Genomic DNA, 22,204 nt, shown 5'->3' with positions numbered 1-22,204 from the left:
CAGCTCCGGATCAGAACGAGGGCTGCTCGTGCTGCGCGGGATGCGAGCGGCGGATGCGCGGCACCACTTGGGCCAGCACGGCCGTGGCGCACAGCGTCCAGACGATCAAGGCGCCGCTCGGCAAGTCGAATACCGCGGAGAACGCCAGTCCGCTGGCATAGCCGAGCGCTCCGATCAGATACCCGGCGACCAGGCGCGCCCGTCCGCTCATGCCGGCGGTGGCCAGGGCCGGCACGATCAGGCTCGCGAACACCAGATATACCCCGACCAGTTGCACCGATGCGGTGACCGCCAGCGCGAACAGCGCGTAGAACAGCCAGCCGGCCATGCGTTCGCGTTGCCACCACAGGACGCCGATCATGACGATCGACAGGCAAGCCACCGGCCACAACTGCGCATAGCTCACCCACAGGATCTGCCCGACCAGCAAGTCCTTCAGATGCTCGCCACCCTGCGGATTGTTCGCGAGCAGCAACAGTCCGCCGGTCGCGGCCAGCACGAACAGCGTGCCGATCAATGGCTCCTGATAGTCCGGCCAGCGCCGATCGGTCCAGCTCAACAAGGCCGCGCCCAGCAAGGCCGCCGTGGCTGCGGCGACCTGCACCGTCGCGCTCTGCTCGTCGACGCCGAGGAACTGCGCCAGGATCACCCCGAGTGCGGCGATCTGCGCGATCGCAAGATCGATGAAGATGATGCCGCGCGCCAGCACGCGCTGGCCGAGCGGCACATGCGTGGACAGCACGATCAGTCCGGCCAGGGCCGCCGGACCGAGGATGCTCGGATCAAGACCTTCGAGCGAAAAACTCACTTCGCCGCCCCGAGGAGCAGGTCGATGGTCGAATCGAACAGGCCGAACAGATCCCGCGAGCGTTCGTCACCACCGACCGTCAACGGCAGGCTCACCGCCGGCACCGAGGTGCGTTCGGACAACCAGTGACTCGCCTTCGCGTCCTGATAGGCGGCGCGCACGATCGCGAGCGTATTGCTGCCCTGCGTGGTGGCAACGAGGCTCGACAGATGGGCACTGGTCGGCGGCACTCCGGGCTTGGCTTCCAGCGCACCGACTTCCTTCAGGCCCAGCCATTCTTCGAGATAGACCCAGCTCTTGTGGTGAACGACGATGTTGCGCCCGCGCAGCGGCGCCGCGCGCTCCTGCCAGCGCAGGATCGCGGCGCTCCAGCGCGTACCGAAGTCGCCGAGACGTCGGGTGTAGATGGCGTCGTTGGCGGGATCGACCTGCTGCAGTCGCAGCGCCAGCGCCTTGGCCACCTGCAATACCCGATGCGGGTCCATCTGGATGTGCGGATTGCCTTCCGGATGCACGTCGCCCGCGGCACGATCGAGCTGGCTCGGTCGCTCCAGCGTGTTCACCTGCGCGACCGCCATGAAGGCGCCATTGCCGGACGCGACCCGGGCGTTGCCGGCCTGACGAATCAGCTGCGGCAACCAGCCTGCTTCGAGCCCGCCGCCGCTGCAGACCAACACGTCGGCACGTCGCAACTTCGCGATCAGACTCGGCTTGGCCTCGATCTGATGCACGTCCTGCAGGGCCGACGTCGCGACATCGAGATCGACGGCATCGCCGGCCAACTCGGTCACCAGCGCCGCCCACTCGGGCTCGCAAGCGAACACGCGAATCTTGGCCGATGCCGGAAACGCGCACGTGGCGGCAGGCACAGCAACAACAACGGACGGATGGGCATCGTGAACCTCAGAATTTGTGCGCGCCGTGCGCGCCCAGTGCGGCCTGGTATTGCAGCGAAATGGCGTTGTCGCGCAGATCGGGCGCAGGCTCGTCATGGCTGTACTGCAGGCGGATCAAGCTGAACTCGCTGTTGCGCCAAGTCAGCATCAGGTTGTGGCGCACCGGATCGACGTCACTGGCGTAGGGGCCGTGGTCGTCGGCCCGGAGTCGGTCATAGCGATAGCCGGCGTCCCACTGCCGATTGATGCGCCACACGCCTTCGACATAGGCGCCATCGCGTCGGCCTTCCCATACCTCGTCCGTGCCCTGTTCGGTGTCGATGAGACGCCCGTCACGCTGGTCGCGCAGATATTCGCTGCGCAGGGTCAGGCCACCATCACGGGTGTTGCCGTTCGGGGCCCATTTCCAGGTGAAGTCGGCGATATACATGCGGTTGTCGCCGCTGAAGCCATCCTCGCCCGCCGCGGTGCTCGCATCCAGCACCGAGACCCCGGCCAGCCAGGAATGCGCGTCGCCGACATCGCCGCCGGCATGCGCGAACAGGGTGCGCACGCCGGTTCCCGCGTTGGCCGCGCCGCCACTCGGGAACGACTGGCCACGCATCACTTCGCCACCGAGTTCGAGGTAGACCTCGGTGGGCGCGATCCAGCGCAATTGCACGCCATCGTCCGCGTATTGATTGCCGAGCAGGGCCTGATAGACCAATGGCCGATCCGAGAATGCGTCGGTATGCGCGTGGTGGGTATTCAGGTAGCCGATATTCGAGAAGAACCGCCCGGCGCGCGCGGTAAGGCCATCCGGCAGGGCCGTCGATTCGATGTAGGCCTCCTCGACGCCGACGCCGTCCTCACCATCCTCGCTCTCCACGGCGAGCGTGACCTGGCCATAGAATTTTTCATCGATGTTCGCGGCGAAGGAGATCTCGCTTTCGCCCAGCGACAGCCCCTGCGCACCGGGACCACCCTCGCCCGCCAGCGCGAAGCCGGCCAGCGCGTAGTCGGCCGGATCCAGCGAGTGATGGGCATAGCCCCCATTGAGGATGATGCTGATGGCCGGATTGAAGGCATTGGCACTGGCAGCCGCACCCGCATCGACAACCGCCACCTCCGAAGTGGCCGGCGGAGTCGGTGCGGCTTGCAGAACCGCGATCTGCTCGCGCGCTTGCGCCAACGCCGCAAGGGCCTCGGCGGTCTGGGCCTGCAAGGCCACGCTGCTCGCCTCCAGCGCACGGATACGCGCTTCCAGCGCATCGATGTCCGTGGCAGAAGGCGGATCCGCCGAAACGGTCGACGTCAACATCAGGGTCCACAGTGCCACGCTCAAGCGTCGATTCATTCAATAAGGTCCCAATAAACAGAGGGTTGGGCGACTGAGGCAGCCGACCAGTGCGACATGAAATGTTATAGTGTCACACTCAGTTTTGATCCGCAATGCGCGCGTGCAGCACGTCGCGACAACGCCGATCAGCAACCCGGACGTGCTGCAGCGCGCAATCGAAACACGTTGCAAAACTGCGATCTGCGTCGCTAGCTTCGAGCGGTTGTCCACAGCGGCAACATCCACGCATGCCTACAAACACTCTGGGGAGAGCACATGATTCAGCGCAATTCGACCGCTGTTCGCGGTCTCGGGACGCTCGTGTTGTCGATTACCGCCGCGCTCGCGGCAACGTCGGTACAGGCTGCAGGCTTGAGCGTCGTCATGGCGCCATCGCTGGACAAGGCCCGCCAGGACATCGGCTCTGCGGTCACCTTCACGATGCGCAACGAAGGCAACGAAGCGATCAGCGTCCTGAAATGGCAGACGCCGTTCTTCGGCATCGAGCACGACCTGTTCGACGTCAATGTCGGCGGCATGGATTCGGACTACAACGGCCGCTGGATCAAGCGTGGCGCACCCGCGCCCGACGACTGGATGACCCTGCAGCCGGGTGAAGCCAAGTCGATCGAGATCGACCTGTCCGAAGCCTATGATTTCTCGGCGACCGGCCAGTACCAGATGAAGTACGCGATCGATCTGGCACAGACCGGCGACGCACACGACCATGGTGCCCGCCGTGACGTCCAGTCGAAGCGCGTCGAATCCTTCCCGATCCAGCGCTGGGTCGACGGCAGTGGCATTCCGAACAATTACGAAGAAGTCTTCCCGATCGGGATGAAGGCGCTGAATCCGACGCCGGCGTTCGAAAGCTGCTCGACCACCCGCCAGAGCTCGATCAAGACCGCGCTGACGTCGGCACGCAGCTATGGCATCAACTCGGACAGCTACTTCACCAGCAAGACCTACAGCACGGTCACCACGCGCTACAAGACCTGGTTCGGCACCGCCACCAGTTCGCGTTTCAGTTCGGTCAAGGGCAACTACGACCGCATCGAATACGCGCTGTCGAACACCAAGCTCACTTTCAACTGTGGTTGCACGTCCAGCGCCTACGCCTACGTCTATCCGACCCAGCCCTACCGCGTGTACCTGTGCAATGCGTTCTGGTCGGCGCCGAACACCGGCACCGATTCGAAGGCCGGCACGATCATCCACGAGCTCAGCCATTTCGACGTGCTCGGCAATACCGATGACATCGTCTACGGCCAGACCGGCGCGAAGAATCTCGCGATCAGCAACCCGGCGAGCGCCATCAAGAACGCCGACAGCCACGAGTACTTCTCGGAAAACACGCCGGCGCAGAACTGACCGCCCCGCACCACGTCCTACACGACGGCCCGCGAACAGCGGGCCGTTGTCGTTTGCGCACCTCGCTCAGCGGATCAGCACCGGCAGGTTCATCGCCAGCATGTCGGCCAGCATCGGCTCCGACAGGTCGGGTTCGCGCACGATGCGTACGGCCAGCCCTTCGATCAGGCATTGCAGCGCGAATGCGCGAGTCTCGGCGTCAGCGGCGCTCATCGGCACACTCCCGGACGCGGCACGCTGGACCAGCCAGGTGGCGAAATCGGAACGGGTGACACGGTCCGACTCGCTGAGCGCCGATGCAATCTGCGGATCACGTGATGCCAGCGCGCTCATTTCGAGGAACAGGGTCGGATTCATCGTGCGGACATCGCCGCCGCGCCACTTCGCGACCAGGTCGCGCACCCGCTGGGCGAAATCCGCACCAGGTTGGAGTGCCGCGATGTCGGCCCGCTTCTCCGCCAGCTGGCGCTCGATGATGGCGAGAATGATCGCGTTCTTGCTGTCGAAATACCGATAGATCAGGCCCGCGCTCATGTCCGCCGCTTCGGCGATGCTGGCCATGCTCGCCGCGTGGAAACCATGTTCGATGAAGCACTGACGCGCGGCGCAGAGGATGCGATCGCGCTGCGCCGCGGCCCGATCGTTCGCGATGATGGCGCTCACGCCGCCGACTCCGGAGCGCGACGCGCACCTCCGAAGCGGCGGCGCACGGTGACGAAGAACAGCGGAATGAAGAAGATGCCGAGGAAGGTGCCGAACAGCATGCCGCCGATCACGCCGGTGCCGATCGCGCGCTGCGCCCCCGAACCGGCGCCGGTCGCGATCGCCAGCGGCAGCACGCCGAAACCGAACGCGATCGAGGTCATCAGGATCGGGCGCAGGCGATCGCCGATCGCGGCCAGCGTGCCTTCGATCAAGCCCATGCCGCGTTCGACATTGGCCTTCGCGAACTCGATGATCAGCACCGCGTTCTTGCTGGCCAATCCGACCGTCGTGAGCATGCCGACCTGGAAGTAGACGTCGCGTTCCAGGCCGCGCAGCCAGGTGAACAACACTGTGCCGAGAATGCCGAGCGGCACGACCATCAGTACCGAGGTCGGGATCGACCAGCTTTCGTACAGGGCCGCCAAACACAGGAACACGATCAGCAGCGACAATGCGTAGAGCATCGGCGTCTGTTCGTCCGCGACGCGCTCCTGGAAGGACTGGCCGCTCCACTCGATGCCGACGCCCGCCGGCAACTCGGCCGCAAGGCGTTCCATCTCGGCCATGGCGGCGCCGGAACTCACGCCCTCGGCGGGCATGCCGGTGAGGTTGATCGCGGGCACGCCGTTGTAGCGTTCCAGGCGTGGCGAACCGTAGGTCCAGCGCCAGCTCGCGAATGCGGAGAACGGCACCATGTCGCCGCCGGCATTGCGCACATACCAGCGGTTGAAATCCTCCGGCACCATGCGAAACGGCGCGTCGGACTGCACGTAGACACGCTTCACGCGATTGCGGTCGATGAAGTCGTCAACGTACTGGCCACCCCAGGCGACGGTCAGCGTGCTGTTGATGGCCTCGGTGCCGACGCCGAGCGCACTCGCCTTTTCGGTGTCGATGTCGAGCTTGAACTGCGGCTGGTCCTCCTGGCCGTTCGGGCGCACGCCGGTCAGCAAGGGGCTCTTGCCGGCCAAGGCCAGCAGTTGGCCACGCGCCTCCACGAGGGCGCGATGACCGAGCCCGGCGTTGTCCTTCAGATAGAGGTTGAAGCCGCCGGTGGTGCCGAGTTCGGTGACCGGTGGCGGTGCGACCGCGAACACCATCGCGTCCTTGATCTGGCCGAATGCGCCCATCGCCCGCCCGGCCATCGCGGTGACACCTGATGCTGCATCCTTGCGCAGCTCCCAGTCCTTGAGCTTGACGAAGGCCATGCCGTTGTTCTGGCCGCCGCCCGAAAAACTGAAGCCCTGCACGGCGAACACCGACTCGATCAGCCCGGCCTCGTTCTGCTGGTAATGGTCTTCGACCTGGGTCATCACTTTCTGCGTGCGCTGCTGGGTCGCGCCGACCGGGGTCTGCACGATCGTGAACAGGATGCCCTGGTCCTCGTCGGGCAGGAACGAGGACGGCACCCGCAGATAGACCACGCCCATCACCACGGCGAGTGCGGCATAGACGAGCAGGAAGCGACCGCTGCGGGCGAGCATGCGCCCGACCAGACCGCGATAACCCCGGTTGCCGCGCTCGAAGCTGCGATTGAACCAGCCGAAGAAGCCGTGTTCGCCGTGATGCTCGCCCTTCTTCAACGGCGACAGCATGGTCGCGCACAGGGCCGGCGTCAGCACGATCGCGACCAGCACCGACAAGCCCATCGCCGACACGATGGTCGCGGTGAACTGGCGATAGATCACGCCGGTCGACCCCTGCAGGAAGGCCATAGGCACGAACACCGCGGCCAGCACCACGCCGATGCCGACGAGTGCACCGGTGATCTGGTCCATCGACTTGCGCGTTGCCTCGAGCGGCGACAATCCTTCCTCGCTCATCACGCGTTCGACGTTCTCAACCACGACGATGGCGTCATCGACGAGCAGGCCGATCGCCAGCACCATCGCGAACATGGTCAGCATGTTGATCGAGAAGCCGAGCGCCTGCAGCACCGCGAGCGTACCGAGCAGCACCACCGGCACCGCGATGGTCGGGATCAGGGTGGCGCGGAAGTTCTGCAGGAACAGGTAGATGACCAGGAAGACCAGCACGACGGCCTCGGCCAGGGTCTTCAGCACTTCGTGGATCGACACGCGCACGAAGGGCGTGGTGTCGAACGGCAAGACGGTCTTGAGGCCATGCGGAAAGGCCGGTCGCATCTGTTCGATCTTCGCGGCGACGGCATCGGCCGTGGCCAGCGCATTCGCGCCCGAGGCCAGCATGATCGCGACCCCGGTCGCCGGCTGGCCGTTGTAGCGGCTGACCACCGTGTAGTTCTCGGAACCGAGCTCGACCCGCGCGACGTCGCCGAGGCGCAATACCGAACCATCGGCATGGCTGCGCAACACGATCGCCGCGAACTGCTCCACCGATTGCAGTCGATCCTGGGCGGTGATCGTGGCGTTGATCTGCTGGCCGTCGATCGCCGGCGTGCCGCCAAGCTGACCGGCGGCAACCTGGGCATTCTGGGCACGGATCGCGGACACGATGTCGCTCGGCACCAGCCGGTACGTCGCGAGCTTGGCCGGATCGAGCCAGACGCGCATCGCGTACTTGCCGCCGAACACCTGCACGCTGCCGACGCCAGGCACGCGACTGAGCTGGTCGACGACATTGGACGAGACGTAGTCGGCGATGTCGTTGCGATCCATGCTGCCATCGGCGGAGACGAAGCCGACCACCTGCAGGAAGCCGGCGCGTGCCTTGTCCACGCGCAGACCCTGCTGCTGCACGATCTGCGGGAGCAGCGCGGTCGCGACCTGCAACTTGTTCTGGACCTGGACCTGGGCGATATCGGGATCGGTGCCGTTCGAAAACGTCAGCGTCACCGCGACGGCACCGTTCGAATCGCTGGTCGAGGACATGTACTGCAGCCCGTCGAGTCCGGTCATCGACTGTTCGATGATCTGGGTCACCGAGTTCTCGACCGCTTGCGCCGTCGCACCAGGATACGTGGCATTGACGGTGACCGAGGGCGGCGCGATGTCGGGATAACGCGAGATCGGCAGCTGGGTCACCGACAGCAGGCCGGCGAGCATGATGATGATCGCGATCACCCACGCGAACACCGGTCGATCGATGAAGAATCGGGCCATGACGTGCTCCGCTCAGCGCGTCGGCGCGGCAGCGGGTGCCGCTTCCGTCGCGACCACGATCGCCCCGGGACGCACCTTCTGCAGGCCTTCGACGATGACGCGATCCCCCGCCGACAGCCCGCCGGTGACGAGCCAGTGGTCGCCGACCGTGCGATCGACCTGCACGGTACGTGGCTCCACCTTGCCTTCGCCGGTCACGATCATCGCGCTGGCGGCGCCCTTGGGATCGCGGCTGATGCCCTGCTGGGGCACCAGCAGGGCATCCTGCAAGGTGCCACTGCCGACCACGGCGCGAACGTACATGCCGGGCAACAACACACCGCGCGGATTCGGCACCACCACACGCAGCGCGAAGCTGCCGGTCGCCGGATCGACACTGACATCGGCAAAGGTGAGTTTGCCTTCCTGGTCGTAGCGGCTGCCGTCTTCCAGCAGGATCGTGACCGGATAGTCCTTGGCGCCCTGGAAATCGTCACCGAGGGCCTTGCGCAAGGCGAGCAGTTCACTGCTCGACTGCGACAGATCGACGTGGATCGGATCAAGCTCCTGGATGGTCGCGAGCGATTCCGACTGGTTGGCGGTCACCAGCGCACCGGCGGTCACCGACGATTTGCCGATGCGGCCGGCAATCGGCGCCGTGATGCGGCTGTAGCCGAGTCGCACCCGAGCCGACTGCAACGCTGCCTTGGCAACACCGACATCGGCTTCGGCCTCACGCAATGCGGCGACGGCGTTGTCGTGATCCTGGGTGCTGATTGCATGGATCTTGATCAATTCGTCGGCGCGCCGGGCCTTCAGCTGGGCCGATTCGAGCAGCGCATTCGCCCGAGCGACGGCCGCTTCGGCACTGGCGGTGTCGGCGCGGTAGGTCGCGTCATCGAGCTGATACAGGGCGTCGCCGGACTGGACCAGGCCGCCCTCGGTGAACAGGCGCGCGGTGACCAGGCCGGTGACCTGCGGCCGCACTTCGGCCACCAGGAAGGGCGTGGTGCGACCGGGCAATTCACGGGTCAAGGTCAACGGTGCGGTCTTCAAGGTCACCACGGTGACGGCGGTCGGTGGCGGAGCAGCGGGCGCCGCCGTCTTTCCGCACGCGGACAGGGCTGCAGCGAACGACAACGCGGCGAAAATGCGCCAGAAAGAGAGATTCGGCATGAGGGTGCTCGACGGAAATGAGGGGGCGGGTCCAGGCCCGGGCGAAGAGAATGAACGTTCATTCACTTCGAATCAATAGCCCGAAGGTCGCGGTCGCGTCGCGATTCAGGTCTGCAACCGGATGTGCCGCCGCCCCGCCCCGCGGACCCTAGGGCAGCGCGATACAGGCGCCGCCGATCGCGGCGGCATCGTCATTGTCGAAGCCCGCGCGCAGAATCAGATCGATCGGCAGATCCGCGCCCGGCGATGCGATGCGGATGGCGTCGAGCAGGAAACCGTCGAGTTCGATGCCGGGATCGCTGGAAAAGCGCCAGCGAACACGGACGCGTTGGCCGGCAAAGACCGTCAGATCGCTCGTGTAGGTCTGGAATGCGGCGGTTTCGCCGCTGAAGGCCCCCTGCTCGGCCGCAAAGCCGCAGGCATTGATCGGCGGACTCTGGGTCTGCGCGAACGAACCCGGATAGCCGCCATCAGGCGGTAGGTCAGTCCAGCTCGCGCCATCGTCGGTGGAGATCTCGACGACCACGCCATCCCACTGATTTTCCAGCTGATAGCGCGCGTCGTAGTGCAGGCTCGCGGCATCGGGGACCGTCAAGGCCGGCAACTCGATTGCGGCGCACGTGTTCTTTGGGTAACGCGCGCCGGCCGCGCTGGTGCGATACGCCCGCAAACCCTGGCTGGCGACACCGGCTGCGATTTGCCAGGGCGCGTGCACATCGGCATAACTGCGGGTGTCGGCATCGTCGACGAAACCGAGACCGGCCGGTCCGCCTGCACCCGCAGTGGTGGCGTTACGCGCCGCGCTCGGCAGGCTGGTGTTGCCGAAGGAGTCGACCGCGCGTACCCGATAGAAGTACAGCGTCTGGCTCTGCACCTGCGTATCGATCATCGACGGCGCGGCCGCCAGGAACGTCAGGGGCGCGACGAAGTCGGGCGTGTCCGATCGCTGCACCAGATAGCCGACGCCACTGGCATTCGCGCAGCGCGGCGGTGCCGGCGTCCAGTCGAGCGCGACGGCGCAGTCGGCAAATGCCGCATCGGCCCGGGGTGCGACGCGATCGAACAAGGGCGGCAAGGCGCAGCTATCGGCGGACACGACATCGACACAGGTGCTGATCGCACCTTCGGTGTCGGCATCGACGGCCCGCACGCGATAGGCATAACGATCGCCGCCGACGGTATTCGGGTCCTCGATCAGCGCCGTCGCCGATTGTCCGGCGAGATGGAAATCGGCGATGTCGGTGCCGGCGCAGGAACCGGTCGCGCGATACAGCTGATACGAATCGGCACCGGCCACGGCGTCGAAAGCGATGCGGATGCCATCGGCGTCGTTCTGCACGATCGACAGGTTCAGTGGCGCTGCGGCAGGCACCGCGGACGGCACGCCGAAGTCGCCGGCGACGACCAACCCGTAACCTTGCCGGTCGCTGCCGGCACGGTCATTGCCAGGCACGTTGAATCCGCTGACCCGGAACCGGTAGCGGCCCGGTGTCGGCGCGAGCAGTCGGACCGCTTCGACGGTATTGCGCGAGTCGCGCGTGCCATTGCCATCGATCGAGATCGTGGTGATGAACGGGCGCTGCGCCGCGGGCGGCCCGCAGGGATCGAAGCAGGCCTGGGTCTGGCAGCTCGGATCGTCACCGAAGGCATTGCCGCGATAGACCTCGCCGTTCGGACCGATCACTTCGAGATCGAGGTCGTTGACCAGCGGATATTCCACGCCCGGCACCGACGCGGCATCGAACCAGGCCAGAGTCGCGCGCAGCGACTGGCCGGCCGCGACCTGCTCGATCGCGTATTCATGCACGTCGCCGGTCGCGAGCCCGCTGCCATGCGCGCGCTCGAACACGCGCTGGCGCCGGCTGTCGCCAGGAAAATACAGGTCGCGATCGAGATACATGCGACCCCAGCCGGTGATGTAGCTCGGCAGCCGCGTCTCACCGATGAAACTGTTGATCAGCTCGCCGGTACTGTTCACCACCGCCGCCTTGAGCGTGGCCGCGAGCGGATTCAAGCGATCACCGGCGCGTGCACTGCCGCGCGGATACCAGCCATCGACGAAATATTGGCGCATCAACGCGGCACCACCGGCCACGGTCGGCGACGCCATCGAGGTACCGCTCAGCGCCCTGGTCAGCGCCGGCTCTTCGCCACCGACACTGGCGTCGTCGCCAGCCGCGGAAATCGTCGCCGAACCCGGGGCGCTGATCTCGGGCTTGTCGCGCCATCCGCTGCCGGGACCGATGCTCGATCCCCATTGGTTGTTCGTCGTGTACAACGTGGCCGGACAACTGTTGTCGCCATGCAGCAGGGCGCCGACGGTCAGCGCGTTCTTGGCATTGCCCGGCGAACCGATTGCCGCGATGGCCTCGTCGCGATTGCCGGCCGACGCCACCACGAGCAGGTCTTCGAGCAGCCACGTCGTGTCGTCGGCATCGAAGTCGTAGCCGGTGTAGGCATTGCCGGTGGCGGCACCCCAACTGTTGTTGTGGACATGCGCGCCGCCGCTGCGGGCCTGCATCAGCGTCGCCGCGTAGTCGTCGATCACCAGGCAATCGGCGCCAATGTCCTGGAACAGGATCTGCGCATTCGGTGCCATGCCGTCGCCGACATCGGCATTCGCGGCCGTCGGTGTGGCGGTGATGCCGCTGTCGCCTGAAATCGTGCCGGTGACATGCGTGCCGTGCTGGACCGCCGCCACCGTGCCGCACGGCAACACGGTCTCGTAGGCGTCGGCACCCGGCTGCACCCAGTTTGCGATCACCTTGGCATCGCTGACGCGCGAACCGAGGGCGGGCGGCAAGGTGGCTTGCGCGGGCGTGACGAAGACCAGTGCACCGCTGCCCGGGTTGTAGCGCGTGAACCAGCGCTCGTTCGCGTCCAGTCCGGAATCGGCCACCGCGATGATCTGGCCGTGCCCGGTGAGTCCATGCGACCACAACGGATGCAGGCCGACTGCCCCGCCCTGGATCACGCCGCTGGCCTCGGTATTGTGCGTCTCCGGCCGCGCATGGGACGCGATCCAGGTGATCGCGTCGGACTGCGCCAGCGTGTCGATCATCGCCGGCTGCGGCAAAGCCACGACGATGCGCGCGAGCCGGGTACTGCGCGGCCGTTGCAGCACGCGGGCGTCCGGTAGCCATTTGGCCACGACGGCCGCGAGTTCGTCCGCATCACCGTCGACGTGACCGTAGACATCGAATTCGCCCGGCCCGCTCGCAGCTCGCGTCGCCGACGTGAATTTCCACTCGGCGCGCCACCGCCCGACCCAGGAGACCCCGGCCAGCGCGCGCAGGGTCGTCAGTGACACGTCGCCGCGGCGCACGCGGAGGGTGTGCTCGGGCACATAGGCCTCGATGGCCACGCCCAACGACTGCAGCGCGGCACGCACCGACGCGGCGCGACCGGCCTCGAACTGGATCAGCACATGGCTGGCGGCGGCATCGGCCGAATCGTCGCCCGGAGCGCGCACCAACTGCTGCGGATCGACGACGCCAGAGGACAGACGCAGCACGCCGGCCTGCGCGGCCGTGGCACCGACCAGCAACAGGACCAAAAAATGTGGCGGGCGTGGCAGCATTCGTTGATGCTAACGGATCGCACCCCCGGCTCCGTCGAGACGACGTGCACAAAAAAACCGGCCGCAGCCGGTTGATTGGTCCGAATTGGTCGGGACGGCGGGATTCGAACCCACGACCCTTTGCCCCCCAGGCAAATGCGCTACCAGGCTGCGCTACGCCCCGACTTCGGAAACCGCGTCGAAACGCGGGCGCGGATTGTGACCGCTCGGCTGGCTGACCGCAACGCGTCAGCGCTTCAGGATGGCGAGGACTTCTTCCAGTTCCTGGCGCACCTGCTTGACGATCTGGGACCCGATCGTGACTTCGGCCTTGCCCTGATTGCCTTCCAGACGCTGGCGCGCGCCGCCGATCGTGAACCCCTGGTCGTACAGCAACGAGCGGATCTGGCGGATCATCAACACGTCATGGCGCTGGTAATAACGGCGATTGCCACGACGCTTCACCGGATTCAGGCTGGTGAATTCCTGCTCCCAGTAACGCAGCACATGCGGCTTCACGGCGCACAGGTCACTGACTTCACCGATGGTGAAGTAGCGCTTCGCCGGAATCGGCGGGAGCTCGTTATTGCTGCCCTGATCCAGCATACGCCTCGACCCTCACCTTGAGCTTCTGGCCCGGACGGAACGTGACCACACGCCGTGCCGAGATCGGGATTTCCTCTCCGGTCTTCGGGTTCCGACCTGGGCGCTGATTCTTCTGGCGCAGATCGAAATTGCCGAAACCGGACAGCTTCACTTGTTCGCCACGGGCCAGTGCATCGCGCATGACATCGAAGAACGAGTCGACGAATTCCTTCGCCTCGCGCTTGTTCAAGCCGACCTGCTCAAAGAGCCGTTCGGCGAGTTCTGCCTTGGTCAATGCCATCTCAGCCTCGCAACCTTGCGCCGGTCTCGCGTTCCAGTGCCGTCAAGACGGACTGGACCGCAGAATCAGCGTCCACATCCGCAAGGGTGCGCGAAGCATCCTGCAAAATCAAGCCCATAGCGAGGCTTCTTGTGTTTTCAGGCAAGCCTTTGCCGGCAAACTCGTCAAACAGCACGAAATCACGCAGCAGAAGTCCAAGCGTTTCCCGCACAATGCCTTCCAAGCGCGCGAATTCAATCGACTTTTCGACGACGATCGCTATGTCTCGACGAATCGACGGGTAGCGACTCTGTTCAACCGCACGCGGCAATGCACGCTCGGCCAGAGCGGCCAGTTCCAGCTCGGCGAGGTAGACGTCGCCCGTCACCCCCAGATCGGCCGCGAGCTTCGGATCGACACAGCCGACCACACCGATGACGCGGCCGTCACGCAACACTTCGGCACTGCGGCCGGCGTGCAAATACGGCAGGCGGACGGGGCGCAGCGAAAATGCGGCCGGCGCACCGGTCAGCGCGAACAACTGGGCGAGGTCACCCTTCACATCGAAGAAGTCGATCGCGCGGACGACAGCGCCCCACTGCTCTGCCGCCGCCGAACCGGTCGCCACCAGTGCCACGCGCGGCGTTTCAATCGGCGGGTCGCCGGCACGGAAGGCCTTGCCGAGCTCGAACAGGCGGACACGATCCAGCTGACGGGCCTGATTGCGCCGCAGCGCTTCGACCAGACCCGGCAACAAGCTGGTGCGCATCACGCCGAGATCGGCCGACAGCGGATTGGCGAGCGCCACGCCACCCTCGTCCAGACCCCATTGTTTCAGCCAGTCGGCCGAGACGAAGCTGAAATGCAGGCATTCGCGATAGTCGCGTGCAACCAGGGCCGCGCGCATCGCCGCGGCCGGCACCAGCGCCTCAGGCGGCAGACGCAGCGCGATCTCGCCCCGCGGCACCGCAGTCGGGACGCGGTCGTAGCCATGCACGCGGACGACTTCCTCGATCAGGTCCTCTTCGATGTCGATGTCGAAGCGCTGGCTCGGCGGCACCACTTCCCAGCCGCCCTCGATCTTGCGCACGGCGAAACCGAGCGCGTGCAGGATCTGTTCGACCTCGGCGGCCGGCAGCATCAATCCGGTGACGCGCGCCAGTCGCGCCGCACGCAGGCGCACCGGAGCACGCGTCGGCAAGTGCGCGTCCGACTTGGCCTCGACCACCGGGCCGGGCGTGCCGCCCGCGATATCGACGATCAGTTGTGTCAGCCGTTCGATCGCCTGACGCGGCAACTCGGGATCGACTCCGCGCTCGAAACGATGCGAGGCATCGGTATGCAGACCGAGTTTGCGCGCACGCCCCTGGATGGCTGACGGCGCGAAATGCGCGGACTCGAGAAACAGGTTCCTGCTGGCATCGGTCACGCGCGAATCGAAACCGCCCATGACCCCGGCGACCGCCAGCGCTTTCTTTTCGTCGGCGATGACGAGGAAACCCGGATCAAGCATGACCTCGCGTTCGTCGAGCAGCTTCAGCGCTTCTCCGGCTGCAGCGCGACGCACGACGATTCCGCCCGACAGCGCATCGAGGTCGAAGGCATGCATCGGCTGGCCGAGTTCGAGCATGACGTAATTGGTCGCGTCAACGACGGCGCTGATCGAGCGCAGGCCGGAGCGGCGCAGGCGTTCCTTCAACCACAACGGCGTCGGCGCCGCCGGGTCGATGCCTTCGATGGCGCGACCGAGATAACGCGGACAATCGGCGGGTGCATCGAGACGCAGGTCGCGCGTGGTCGTGGACCTCGCATCGACCTGGATGCGGGCGCCGTCATTCGGCGTCAGCCCGTACAAGGCCGTCACTTCCGCGGCGAGCCCGCGCAGGCTCAGGCAATCCGGGCGATTCGGCGTCAGCTTGATCTCGATGCAGGCATCGGGCAGGCCGAGCCATGCAGCCAATGATTGACCGACCGGCGCATCGGCCGGCAGTTCCATCAGTCCGCCGTGATCGTCGCTGAGTTGCAGTTCGCGCGTCGAACAGAGCATGCCGAAGGATTCGACGTCACGCAGCTTCGCCTTCCTGATGTCGACACCACCCGGCAGCTTCGAGCCAATCGTCGCCAGCGGCGCCTTCAGACCGACGCGCGCATTGGGCGCGCCGCAAACGATCTGCAGCGGCTCGCCCTGCCCGATCGAAACTTTGCAAACCCGCAGCTTGTCGGCATTCGGATGTTGTTCGGCTTCGATGATCTCGCCGATGACGACGCCATCGAGCCCTTCACCCAGCACCTCGACGCCTTCAACTTCGAGCCCGGCCATGGTCAGGCGATGCAGCAGATCGGCGCGTTCGGCTTTCGTATGCGCCAGCGAGCGCAACCAGTTTTCGGAGAATTTCATCGGATCAGTTCCTTCTGTCCATCACGCGAACTGCGCGAGGAAGCGCGCATCGTTCTCGAACAGCGAGCGCAGGTCGTCGACGCCGTAGCGCAACATCGCGAATCGCTCGACCCCGAGGCCGAATGCGAAACCGGTGTAGCGCTCGGCATCAATCCCGCAGGCTTTCAACACGTTCGGATGGACCATGCCGCAGCCCAGCACTTCCAGCCAGCCCTGGGTACCGTCGGCGCGGTCCCAGCGGATGTCGACTTCGGCCGACGGCTCGGTGAACGGGAAATAGCTCGGGCGGAAACGCATCTCGAAATCGCGCTCGAAGAACGCGGTGACGAACTGCTTGAGTGTGCCCTTGAGATCCGCGAAGTTCGACGTCTCGTCGACCAGCAGGCCTTCGACCTGATGGAACATCGGCGTATGCGTCTGGTCCGAATCCGAGCGATAGACCTTGCCGGCGGCGATGATGCGGATCGGCGGCGTGCGCCCCTGCATCGCGCGGATCTGCACCGGCGAGGTGTGCGTGCGCAGCAGGCGCCCGTCCGGAAAATAGAAGGTGTCATGCATCGCGCGTGCCGGATGGTGCTCCGGGAAGTTCAGCGCTTCGAAATTATGGTAGTCGTCCTCGATCTCGGGGCCGTCGGCGAGTTGATAGCCGAGCCGGCCGAAGATGTCGGTGATGCGATCCAGCGTGCGCGTGACCGGATGCAGGTTCGCACGCGTGCCATTGCGACCCGGCATGGTGACATCGATCCGTTCGGACGCCAGACGCGCGATGTACGCAGCGGATTCGAGCTCGCAACGACGTGCCTCGATCGCATCGCCGAGCAGCGACTTGATCTGATTGACGCGCTCGCCGGTCGCCTTGCGTTCTTCCGGCGGCAACTTGCCAAGCAGCTTGAGTTGTTCGGTCAGCCGGCCCTGCTTGCCGAGCCAGGCGACACGGATGGCGTCGAGGGCGTCAAGCGTGGCTGCATCCCTGATCGAACCGGTCGCAGCTTCGGCGGCGGTCTGCAATTCGTCCATCGTCATTCCTGTTTCGATGGCGCCCGTCTCTCCGCAAACGGAGTTTCAGCGACGCAAAAAAAAACGTGGGGAAGAGCCAAGCCCTTCCCCACGCGTGTACTGCATTGGCCGGCGCGAACCGGCTTGGAAGCTTACGCGGCGAGAGCGGCCTTGGCCTTCGTTGCGAGCACTTCGAACGCCTTGATGTCGTGCACGGCGATGTCGGCCAGTGCCTTGCGATCGAGGGTGATGCCGGCTTTCAGCATGCCGTTCATGAAGCGGCTGTAGCTCATGCCGAACATGCGGGCGGCCGCATTGATGCGGACGATCCACAGGCCACGGAACTGGCGCTTGCGCTGCTTGCGGCCGATGTACGCGTACTGAGCAGCCTTGGTGACGGCCTGCTTGGCAACACGCAGCACCTTGCGGCGTGCATTGTAGTAACCCTTGGCCTGGGCCAGGATCTTCTTGTGACGTGCGCGGGCGGTTACACCACGTTTGACTCGTGCCATGGTCTATACCTCCGGCTTACAAGTAGGGAACCATGCGGGCGACGCGACCTGCGTCTTCCGCACGAACATGATTGGTGCCACGAAGGTTGCGTTTCCGCTTGGTCGACTTCTTGGTCAGGATGTGGCTCTTGAATGCATGACCGGCCTTGAATTTGCCGGATGCAGTCTTCCGGAAACGCTTTGCAGCGGCCCGGTTGGTCTTGATTTTCGTCTTTGCCATGACACTTCCTATGAGTGTTGTTTGACTGGTCCGAGCGGTGGCCGAGGCCACGCTTTCCATCCTGCTCGATCCGGCTTGTGCGGCATTCCGTTCCGCGTTCCTACGGCACCGTCACTTCCGCTTCGGCGCCACCATCATGACCATCTGCCGCCCTTCGAGACGCGGCCACTGTTCGATCGTCACTTCTTCCTTCAGGTCCGCTTCCAGACGCTTGGCCATCTCGATACCGAGTTCGGTATGGGCCATTTCGCGTCCGCGGAAACGGATATTGATCTTCACCTTGTCGCCCTCGGAGATGAAACGGCGCAGGTTGCGCAGCTTGATCTCGTAGTCGCCATCGTCGGTGGTCGGGCGGAACTTGAGTTCCTTGATCTCGACGACCTTCTGCTTCTTGCGCGCGGCATGCGCCTTCTTCTGCTCTTCGAACCGGAACTTGCCGAAGTCCATGATGCGGCACACCGGCGGATCGGCATTCGGAACGATCTCGACGAGATCCAGTTCCAGGTCCATCGCCATGCGCAGGGCGTCATCACGACCGACCACGCCAATCTGTTCGCCATCGGCGCCAATCAGGCGCACACGCGGAACACGGATCTCGTTATTCCGACGGTTCAATTTCTCGGTGCTGATACCGCTACCTCCAAAGAGCCCAACTCACTGAAACACCGAACGAAATTCAGTGTTTCTCCGTTTCTGCGCGCAGCTTCGCGATGAATTGCTCCAGCGTCATGACGCCCAAGTCTTCCCCATTCAACGCGCGCACCGCCACTTGGCCATTGTCGCGCTCGCGGTCTCCGACGACGAGCAGATACGGCACTTTTTGCAGCGTGTGTTCGCGGATCTTATAGCCGATCTTGTCGCCACGCAAATCAGCCTTGACCCGGAAGCCTTGATTTACAAGGGTTTCACCGACCGAATCGACGTATTCCGCCTGTCCCTCGGTGATATTCATGACCACCGCCTGAACCGGAGCGAGCCAGGGCGGCAGGATGCCAGCGTGATGCTCGATCAGGATGCCGATGAATCGCTCCATCGAACCGACAATGGCCCGGTGCAGCATCACCGGCGTCTTGCGACCGGATTCTTCGGTCACGTATTCGGCCCCGAGGCGGCCAGGCATGAAGAAATCGACCTGCATCGTGCCGACCTGCCAGCCGCGACCGATCGAGTCGCGGAAGTGGTATTCGATCTTCGGACCGTAGAATGCACCCTCGCCCGGCAACTCCTCCCAGGTCACGCCGCAGGCCCGCAGCGCCGAACGCAGCGAATCCTCGGCCTTGTCCCAGGCGGCGTCATCGCCGATGCGGTTGGCGGGGCGCAGTGCGATCTTGAGCGCGATGTCGCTGAAACCGAAGTCCGAGTAGACCTTCATCGCCTGACGATGAAACGCTGTCACTTCGGGTTCGATCTGCGCTTCGGTGCAGAAGATGTGGCCGTCGTCCTGGGTGAAGCCGCGCACGCGCATGATCCCGTGCAACGCGCCCGAGGGTTCATTGCGGTGGCAGGCGCCGAATTCGCCGTATCGGATCGGCAATTCGCGGTAGCTGTGGAGGCCATGATTGAAGATCTGCACGTGACCCGGGCAGTTCATCGGCTTGACCGCGTAATCGCGGTTTTCCGAGTGCGTCGTGAACATGTTGTCGCGATAGTTGGCCCAGTGGCCGGTCTTTTCCCACAAGGACTTGTCGAGGATCTGCGGGCAGCGCACCTCCTGATAGCCGTTGTCGCGGTAGACCTTGCGCATGTACTGCTCGACGACCTGCCAGACCTGCCAGCCCTTCGGATGCCAGAACACCAGGCCCGGCGCCTCTTCCTGCATGTGGAACAGATCGAGCTGCTTGCCAAGCTTGCGGTGGTCGCGCTTCTCGGCCTCTTCGAGCTGGAACAGATAGGCCTTGAGGTCCTTGTCGTTCAACCACGAGGTGCCGTAGACGCGTTGCAGCATCTCGTTCTTGGCGTCGGCACGCCAATAGGCACCGGCGACTTTCATCAGCTTGAACGCGCGCAGCTTGGACGTGTTCGGCACGTGCGGGCCGCGGCACAGGTCGATGAACTCGCCCTGTGCGTACAGCGACAGGTCCTCGTTGGCCGGGATACTTTCGATGATCTCGGCCTTGTAGTGCTCGTTCTTGCCCTTGAAGAACGCCACCGCCTCGTCGCGGCTCATCACCGAGCGCAACACCGGCAAACCTTCGCCGACGATCTTCGTCATCTCGGCCTCGATCTTTGCGAGGTCGTCGGGCGTAAACGCCGTCTTGCGCGCGAAGTCGTAGTAGAAGCCGTTCTCGACCACCGGGCCGATCGTGACCTGGGTATCCGGGAACAGGCGCTGCGTCGCCTGCGCGAGCAGATGCGCGGTCGAATGGCGCAGGACTTCAAGCGCATCCGGGTGCTTCTCGGTGACGATTTCCAGCGCGGCATCGGCGGCAATCGGGTAGCTCAGGTCGACGAGTTTGCCGTCGACCTTGCCGGCCAGAGCGGCCTTCGCCAGACCGGCACCGATGCTGGCGGCGACTTCGCCGATCGTCGTGTTCGCGGCGTATTCGCGCTTCGCGCCATCCGGCAGCGTGATCGTGATCATTTCGGGGGTCCTTGCGGCAACAAAAAAGGGCGCAGAAAGCGCCCTTGGGATGTCGGAGCCATTCTGCGGATTCGCTAGATGTGGGTTCCGGTTCGCGTCATCGTGATCGTGTTCGTTCGAACTACGTCTCTCGGCTGGACTGTTTGCAGGAAAACCAATTCTGGGAATTGGTGGGCGCATCAGGGATCGAACCTGAGACCCCTACCATGTCAAGGTAGTGCTCTACCGCTGAGCTATGCGCCCGCAAGGGCCGCGAACTATACGCAGATCGCCGACCGCAGGCAAGCCCGCCTATACTGCGCGGCCGCCCAAACCGTTGCCCATGACCTTCGACTCGCTGACCTTCGTCGTGTTCTTCATCGCCGTGGTCGCGATGTTCAACCTTCCGGGTCTGTCGTGGTCGCTGCGCAAGTCGGTGCTGCTGGCCGCCAGCTTTCTGTTTTACGGGGCCTGGAACCCGCCTTTCCTCCTGCTTCTGATCGCATCGGCGACGGTGGACTGGTGGCTGGCACTGCGCATGGCGCAGGCGCGGACGGACCATCGCAAGCCCTGGCTGATCGTGTCCCTGGTCGCGAATCTCGGACTGCTCGGCTTCTTCAAGTACGGCGACTTCCTGCGTGACAACACCCGGGTCTTGCTGGCCGTCGTCGGCGTCGACTGGCAGCCGGCCAGCTTCGACATCCTGCTGCCGGTCGGCATTTCGTTCTACACGTTCCAGTCGCTGAGCTACTGCATCGATGTCTATCGGGGCGAAGTGCGCGTGCAGAAGTCCCTGCGCGACTACCTGCTCTTCGTCGGCTTTTTCCCGCAACTGGTCGCGGGTCCGATCGTCCGTTACCACGACTTCAGCGCGCAGCTGCACTCGCCGCGACGCACGACGGCGGACGGTTTCACGCTCGGCCTGTCGCTGCTGCTGATCGGCCTGTTCGAGAAGATCGTGTTGGCCGATTCGGTCTTCGCCCCGGTGGCCGATCCGATCTTCAAGGCCGGAGCGATGATCGACAGTGCGAGCGCCTGGACCGGCACGATTGCATTCGCCGGGCAAATCTTCTGCGACTTCGCCGGTTATTCGACCTGCGCGATCGGCTGCGCGGCGATGCTCGGTTTCTGGCTGCCGGACAACTTCCGCTCACCCTACGCCGCCACGGGCTTTTCCGACTTCTGGCGGCGCTGGCATATCTCGCTCTCGACCTGGCTGCGCGACTACCTGTACGTGCCGCTCGGCGGCAATCGCGGCTCGACCCTGTTCACGCTGCGCAATCTGATGCTGACCATGCTGCTCGGTGGCCTCTGGCACGGCGCTGCCTGGACCTTCGTTGCCTGGGGCGCATTCCATGGCCTGATGCTCGTTGTAGAGCGCATGTCGCGACCGGCGATCGATCACGCCGGACGCTCGCTCGGCCCGATCGGCACGCTGCTCGGCGGACTGATCACGCTGTTTGGCGTGCTGATCGCTTGGGTCTGGTTTCGTGCACCGGATTTCGTGCATTCTGCGCGGATTCACAGCGCCATGTTCCTGCCCACGGACACCTCGGCCAACCTGAGTGCCGAGGCCAAGATCGCGCTGATCGTGTTCGGCCTGATGTGGTCGATGCACTGGCTGTCACGCCATCACGACCTGCGCCGCTGGCTGCAGCAACGCGGCGCGGTCTCGCTCGGGCTGATCTGGGCGGCGCTGATCGTGGCCATCGTGTTGTCGCCCGGCGTCTCGCGCGCCTTCATCTACTTCCAGTTCTGATC

The 22,204-nt window shown here is 64.7% G+C and carries 17 protein-coding genes and 2 tRNA genes; 2 read left to right on the top strand and 17 right to left on the bottom strand.

Annotated elements, in window-relative coordinates:
• Nucleotides 1–10 precede the first annotated feature (10 nt).
• From IPP28_08875 to IPP28_08865, 3 genes are read right to left on the bottom strand one after another with little or no spacing between them, the layout of a single operon-like run.
• Complete coding sequence (locus IPP28_08875) at nucleotides 11–808, bottom strand: metal ABC transporter permease (protein MBL0041139.1); 798 nt, start codon at nucleotides 806–808, stop codon at nucleotides 11–13.
• The gene (locus IPP28_08870; protein ID MBL0041138.1) at nucleotides 805–1,800 is read right to left on the bottom strand and encodes a zinc ABC transporter substrate-binding protein; all 996 of its coding nucleotides are present in this window, start codon (nucleotides 1,798–1,800) and stop codon (nucleotides 805–807) included. Before IPP28_08870 ends, IPP28_08875 begins: the two co-directional genes overlap by 4 nt.
• Nucleotides 1,712–3,040 carry a hypothetical protein gene (locus IPP28_08865; protein MBL0041137.1) on the bottom strand — a complete coding sequence of 443 codons (1,329 nt, stop codon included), beginning with the start codon at nucleotides 3,038–3,040 and terminating at the stop codon, nucleotides 1,712–1,714. Before IPP28_08865 ends, IPP28_08870 begins: the two co-directional genes overlap by 89 nt.
• A gap of 258 nt (nucleotides 3,041–3,298) precedes the next feature.
• Here IPP28_08865 and IPP28_08860 point away from each other — a divergent pair, with 258 nt between their 5' ends.
• Nucleotides 3,299–4,393 carry a peptidase M35 gene (locus IPP28_08860; GenBank protein ID MBL0041136.1) on the top strand — a complete coding sequence of 365 codons (1,095 nt, stop codon included), beginning with the start codon at nucleotides 3,299–3,301 and terminating at the stop codon, nucleotides 4,391–4,393.
• Between the two features lie 66 nt (nucleotides 4,394–4,459).
• On the opposite strand, the gene IPP28_08855 is transcribed toward IPP28_08860, so the two are convergent.
• From IPP28_08855 to IPP28_08790, 14 genes are all read right to left on the bottom strand, one after another.
• Nucleotides 4,460–5,056 (bottom strand): TetR/AcrR family transcriptional regulator, encoded by a 597-nt coding sequence (locus IPP28_08855; GenBank protein MBL0041135.1) that lies wholly within the window; start codon nucleotides 5,054–5,056, stop codon nucleotides 4,460–4,462.
• On the bottom strand, nucleotides 5,053–8,178 hold the full coding sequence (locus IPP28_08850) for an efflux RND transporter permease subunit (protein ID MBL0041134.1): 3,126 nt from the start codon (nucleotides 8,176–8,178) through the stop codon (nucleotides 5,053–5,055). The genes IPP28_08855 and IPP28_08850 overlap by 4 nt, the downstream gene beginning before the upstream one ends.
• A 12-nt stretch (nucleotides 8,179–8,190) precedes the next feature.
• Entirely contained in the window at nucleotides 8,191–9,333 is a 1,143-nt protein-coding gene (locus IPP28_08845) for an efflux RND transporter periplasmic adaptor subunit (GenBank protein ID MBL0041133.1), read from the bottom strand.
• Between the two features lie 148 nt (nucleotides 9,334–9,481).
• The gene (locus IPP28_08840) at nucleotides 9,482–12,913 is read right to left on the bottom strand and encodes a S8 family serine peptidase (protein MBL0041132.1); all 3,432 of its coding nucleotides are present in this window, start codon (nucleotides 12,911–12,913) and stop codon (nucleotides 9,482–9,484) included.
• 86 nt (nucleotides 12,914–12,999) lie between these two features.
• Nucleotides 13,000–13,076 (bottom strand) — tRNA-Pro (locus IPP28_08835).
• A 65-nt stretch (nucleotides 13,077–13,141) separates the two neighbouring features.
• Entirely contained in the window at nucleotides 13,142–13,498 is a 357-nt protein-coding gene (locus IPP28_08830; protein ID MBL0041131.1) for a MerR family transcriptional regulator, read from the bottom strand.
• Complete coding sequence (gene ihfA, locus IPP28_08825; protein MBL0041130.1) at nucleotides 13,476–13,778, bottom strand: integration host factor subunit alpha; 303 nt, start codon at nucleotides 13,776–13,778, stop codon at nucleotides 13,476–13,478. The genes IPP28_08830 and ihfA overlap by 23 nt, the downstream gene beginning before the upstream one ends.
• 1 nt (nucleotide 13,779) lies before the next feature.
• Complete coding sequence (locus IPP28_08820; protein ID MBL0041129.1) at nucleotides 13,780–16,155, bottom strand: phenylalanine--tRNA ligase subunit beta; 2,376 nt, start codon at nucleotides 16,153–16,155, stop codon at nucleotides 13,780–13,782.
• Between the two features lie 21 nt (nucleotides 16,156–16,176).
• The gene (gene pheS / locus IPP28_08815) at nucleotides 16,177–17,172 is read right to left on the bottom strand and encodes a phenylalanine--tRNA ligase subunit alpha (protein MBL0041128.1); all 996 of its coding nucleotides are present in this window, start codon (nucleotides 17,170–17,172) and stop codon (nucleotides 16,177–16,179) included.
• 131 nt (nucleotides 17,173–17,303) lie between these two features.
• Nucleotides 17,304–17,663: a 50S ribosomal protein L20 gene (gene rplT / locus IPP28_08810; protein ID MBL0041127.1), complete on the bottom strand. Its 360-nt coding sequence runs from the start codon at nucleotides 17,661–17,663 to the stop codon at nucleotides 17,304–17,306.
• Between the two features lie 16 nt (nucleotides 17,664–17,679).
• On the bottom strand, nucleotides 17,680–17,883 hold the full coding sequence (gene rpmI, locus IPP28_08805) for a 50S ribosomal protein L35 (protein MBL0041126.1): 204 nt from the start codon (nucleotides 17,881–17,883) through the stop codon (nucleotides 17,680–17,682).
• A gap of 111 nt (nucleotides 17,884–17,994) precedes the next feature.
• Nucleotides 17,995–18,513 (bottom strand): translation initiation factor IF-3, encoded by a 519-nt coding sequence (gene infC, locus IPP28_08800; GenBank protein ID MBL0041125.1) that lies wholly within the window; start codon nucleotides 18,511–18,513, stop codon nucleotides 17,995–17,997.
• A gap of 46 nt (nucleotides 18,514–18,559) precedes the next feature.
• Nucleotides 18,560–20,464 carry a threonine--tRNA ligase gene (thrS, locus tag IPP28_08795; GenBank protein ID MBL0041124.1) on the bottom strand — a complete coding sequence of 635 codons (1,905 nt, stop codon included), beginning with the start codon at nucleotides 20,462–20,464 and terminating at the stop codon, nucleotides 18,560–18,562.
• A gap of 168 nt (nucleotides 20,465–20,632) precedes the next feature.
• A tRNA-Val gene (locus IPP28_08790) sits at nucleotides 20,633–20,707 on the bottom strand.
• 79 nt (nucleotides 20,708–20,786) lie between these two features.
• On the opposite strand from IPP28_08790, the gene IPP28_08785 reads away from it, so the two are divergent.
• A complete protein-coding gene (locus IPP28_08785) occupies nucleotides 20,787–22,202 on the top strand; it encodes an MBOAT family protein (protein MBL0041123.1) in 1,416 nt (471 codons plus the stop codon).
• The last annotated feature ends 2 nt before the right edge of the window (nucleotides 22,203–22,204 follow it).

The sequence above is a fragment of the Lysobacterales bacterium genome, from assembly GCA_016721845.1.
GTDB lineage: Bacteria > Pseudomonadota > Gammaproteobacteria > Xanthomonadales > Ahniellaceae > JADKHK01.
Note: the sequence above shows the minus strand (reverse complement) of the source record. Positions and strands in the feature narration are given on the sequence as shown.